This is a genomic window from Kitasatospora sp. NPDC056181 (assembly GCF_042266225.1).
GTDB lineage: Bacteria > Actinomycetota > Actinomycetes > Streptomycetales > Streptomycetaceae > Kitasatospora.
The window spans coordinates 1-3,433 of the sequence record NZ_JBHJUK010000296.1; the positions used below are offsets into that span (position 1 = coordinate 1).

General features: G+C 73.7%; 4 protein-coding genes and 1 riboswitch. Of the genes, 2 read left to right on the forward strand and 2 right to left on the reverse strand.

Annotated elements, in window-relative coordinates; all coding sequences use genetic code 11:
- Positions 1-3 precede the first annotated feature (3 nt).
- A complete protein-coding gene (locus tag ACFC1F_RS42910) occupies positions 4-780 on the reverse strand; it encodes a CbtA family protein (RefSeq protein WP_376167221.1) in 777 nt (258 codons plus the stop codon).
- Positions 781-796: 16 nt separating this feature from the next.
- Positions 797-1,009 carry a CbtB domain-containing protein gene (locus tag ACFC1F_RS42915; RefSeq protein WP_148647184.1) on the reverse strand — a complete coding sequence of 71 codons (213 nt, stop codon included), beginning with the start codon at positions 1,007-1,009 and terminating at the stop codon, positions 797-799.
- A 59-nt stretch (positions 1,010-1,068) separates the two neighbouring features.
- Positions 1,069-1,148: riboswitch (cobalamin riboswitch) on the reverse strand.
- A 163-nt stretch (positions 1,149-1,311) separates the two neighbouring features.
- Between ACFC1F_RS42915 and ACFC1F_RS42920 the strand changes: the two genes are divergently transcribed.
- Both ACFC1F_RS42920 and ACFC1F_RS42925 read left to right on the forward strand, forming a co-directional pair.
- A complete protein-coding gene (locus ACFC1F_RS42920) occupies positions 1,312-1,884 on the forward strand; it encodes a histidine phosphatase family protein (protein ID WP_376167223.1) in 573 nt (190 codons plus the stop codon).
- A 935-nt stretch (positions 1,885-2,819) separates the two neighbouring features.
- A complete protein-coding gene (locus tag ACFC1F_RS42925) occupies positions 2,820-3,095 on the forward strand; it encodes a hypothetical protein (protein ID WP_376167225.1) in 276 nt (91 codons plus the stop codon).
- The last annotated feature ends 338 nt before the right edge of the window (positions 3,096-3,433 follow it).

Below are 3,433 nucleotides of genomic sequence, written 5' to 3' on the forward strand. Positions count from 1 at the left end.
GCCTCAGGGTGCGGAGGCGGCCGTCTCCCGGAGGCCGTTGCGGTCGGCGGTGGAGGCCGCGGTGGCCGGCTTCGGGTTGAGGAGACGCTCGGCGAGGTGGCCGAACAGCAGCCCGAAGGACGTCCAGAGGGTGAGTTGGATGGCCAGGGCAGCGAGGCGGAACTGCCAGAGCAGGGTGGCCGAGAAGTCCTCGGGCACCTCGTTGACGGCGGGCAGGAAGGCGTAGGCGAGGCCGATGGCGACGGCGAAGCCGAGAACGGCCGTGACGGTCGCGTACCAGTTGCCCAGGCGCGGTGCGAGCCTCTTGCCGACGATCACCGCGGCGACCGCCAGCAGCACGCTGAGCGCCATCATCAGGAAGTACAGCGTGGTGCGCTTGCCGATGGTCTCCGGGTCGCCCACCGACGGCGGGTTGGCCGGGTACTTGAGGAACGGCACGACGTAGACCGCGACCATCGCGACGCCGGACAGCAGGGCCGCCGTGGCGCGCGGGGAGAAGCGGCCGACCCGGCCGAGGGCGAAGCAGTAGGCGAGCGCGGCGAAGCCGCCCAGCGAGACGCCGTAGACGAGCACGCCGGTGGCCAGGCCCGCGGTGGACTGCAGGGACCGGCTGACGAGTTCCATCTCGGGCGCGCCCGCGGCGTGGGCGTCCTCGTAGGCGATCGCGGCGTCCACCCGGGGTTCACCGAGCAGGTAGGCGACGATCAGGGCGAGCAGGCCGGCACCGAGACCGGCCAGCATGCCGCGGACGAGCAGGGATCTGACGTTTGCGGAGTTCATGTGCGGTGTCCCCTGATCAGTGGCAGGGGAAGCCGAGCAGGTGGCGACCGTCGTGCACCCACTCGTGCACGTCCTCGCCGGAGATGAGGGAGGTGGCGCCCTGCTCGGCGCCGACGAAGTAGATGAGGGCCATCAGCAGGATGCCGAAGAACACGGCCCAGGGCAGGATCGCCTTGACGGAGATGGGGGTGATGGCCGGTGCGGCAGCGGGGGCGATAGGGTGAGCCATGGCCGACCTCCTTTGGGGAACACGCGTCCCGTTCGATGGAGCACGGACGACGGGGGCGGGTCTGACTCACCGCCCCGGGACTCACGTCGGCCGGGCGGCTTCACAGTGGCGCGACCGTGCCGGGTTCTCACCGGCTTCCGCACACCGTCGTCTTGAGTTGTCGCAGGGACGGTACCGTGTCGCGGGCGCCCGGCCAAGGGTTTTGGCCGGGCTCACAGGCGCACGACGGGCGCGAAGCGGGGCCACCGATTCCCGTACGTATGCGCGCGACGGAGCAGTGGACGGGGACGGGAGGACATCGGATGACCGTGCGCGTGATCTTCGTCGCACCGGCGATCGGGGCCGAACTGCGCGGGGCCCGGTTCGGCGACGACGCTCCGCCGGACGAGGCGGGCCTGGCAGCCGCCCGCGCGGCGGCAGGCTCGTTGCCGGCGACGCCCCGGGGTTTCACGGCCCCCTCCAGCCGTTGCCGTCTGACCGCCGCCGCGCTCGGCGTCGACGCCGAACCGGCCGCGGCACTGGCCGACCTCGACGTCGGCCGTTGGCGCGGCCACAGCCTCGACGAGATCGCCGCGGCCCAGCCGGCGGCCGTTTCGGCCTGGTTGGCCGACCCGACGGCCGCTCCGCACGGCGGCGAGTCGGTCAGCGCCCTGTGCGCCCGTGTCGGCGGCTGGCTGGAGGCCCTGGCCGACCAGCCCGGACGCGTGCTGGCGGTGGCCGAGCCCGCCGTGGTCCGGGCGGCCGTGGTCCACGCGCTCGACCTTCCCGCGGCGGCGTTCTGGAGGCTCGACGTCCGGCCGCTGTCGGCCACCGACCTTTCGGGGCGCGCGGGGCGGTGGAACCTCCGCTGCGGGGCTGATCTGACGCCTTCGTGAGCGCCGACAGGCCCGCCGGCCGCCCGGGTGGCACGTAGCACCGGCGCGGTCCGGACAGCCGGCTCGGCTTCCGGCTCCGTCGCCAGGTGATCATCATCGGCGAACGGGCCGCTCACGTAGGAAATCTGAGGCATCGTCATATACGAGTCCGAAGGGCCGGTGGTTTCCCGCGACGGCCGGACTACGGTCGTCGGCTCGGGAACGGCCGTGGAGTGCGTCGGAGCACGGCGGACGGGCGGGTTCTCGGCGATCAGGGGGCAGCATTGTCTGCGCGAACGGGCCCGGCCAGGGTGCCCCACCGGTCGGCGGGCGCGGTGGTGCGGAACCGCCGAGGCACCCTTTTCCGGGAATCACCCGATGAACGCTCCCACGACCTTCTGGTCGAAGGCGCGGATGCGGCGGCTGCCGAAGGCGGGAGGTGGTTCCTGAGGGAGGAGCCGGCTTTCCGCGGCGAGGTCGGGCTCTGGTGGCGCCGGCCTTTCCAGCACCCGGTGGTGCAGGACGAGAAGTGCGTACCTCCGAATTTCCCGATGCGCTCTGCCGTGGGCAGACCCGACGGGTAATTCCTGCGCACGGGGGACATCCGGGCGAACCGGGCCTTCGCCGAATCCCGGTCGGCAAATCGGGATTCCCCGGTCTTCCGACCCGGCGCGTTGCGGTACCCGATCCTGTCGTCGGGCAGGTATCCGCGGCGGCGGGAACCAGGGTGCGCGCATTCCCTTTCCTCGACGAAGCTGCCGTGGCGTGGGCGGGACGGCGCGCCCGGTGTCTGCGCGGACGCCGGCCGGCGCCGTCGGCGGTCCCCTGCGTCGGCCGGTCCCGGTGGGTGCCTCGTGGCGCCCGGTGGTCTCCGGTGACGGTCGGTGGGCGCCTCGTCGGGGCGCGGAGAGCCGGGCCGGGATGCGGCCGGTGCCGGCGGGGCGCAGGGTCGAGGTATGAGCGGAGTGGTCGTACTGGTCGAGCTGGAGCCGTCCACGGAGGTGCTGGACGCGGGCGAGGTGGACGTGGGTGCCCGGGTCCGGTGGGTGCACGCGGCGCCGCCCGATCCGGACGTGCCGGAGGACCCGGGCCCGGTCACGTTCTGCGGGATCGACACCGCAGATCTCGAACGGGAGGCCTACCAGCCGGCCGGTCCGGGCGATCCCTGGTACCCGCCGTCGCAGCGCACCCGGCGCTGCCGCGAGTGCGAGGCCGCGCTCAGGTCGCTCTGAGGGGCCCGGTGGACGGCCCGGCAGGCGTGCGGCGGCCCTGGTGGGCCCGGCCGGCCTGGCGTGGGGGTCGGCCTGGCGTGGGGGTCGACCTGGGGTCGGTCCGGTGGTACGGCCGGATCCGAACCGGTCCGCGCCCCACTGCCCGCCCGGCCGTCGCGGGCCTGCCTTCTCTGCCTTCCCGGGTGAGGCGGCCCGCCCCGGCGGGAACGGCGGGGCGGCCCGATCGGGCAGACCTGTCGGGCCCGGCCCGCTCAGGCCTCTTCGGCCAGTGTGCCGTCGCGGAGCTCGATGACGCGGTCGGCGAGTCCCATGAGGGTCTGGTCGTGGGTGGCGACCAG

Coding starts and splice junctions, on each gene's coding strand:
- ACFC1F_RS42910 (WP_376167221.1), bottom strand. CDS start 780: ATGAACTCCGCAAACGTCAGATCCCTGCTCGTCCGCGGCATGCTGGCC.
- ACFC1F_RS42915 (WP_148647184.1), bottom strand. CDS start 1,009: ATGGCTCACCCTATCGCCCCCGCTGCCGCACCGGCCATCACCCCCATC.
- ACFC1F_RS42920 (WP_376167223.1), top strand. CDS start 1,312: ATGACCGTGCGCGTGATCTTCGTCGCACCGGCGATCGGGGCCGAACTG.
- ACFC1F_RS42925 (WP_376167225.1), top strand. CDS start 2,820: ATGAGCGGAGTGGTCGTACTGGTCGAGCTGGAGCCGTCCACGGAGGTG.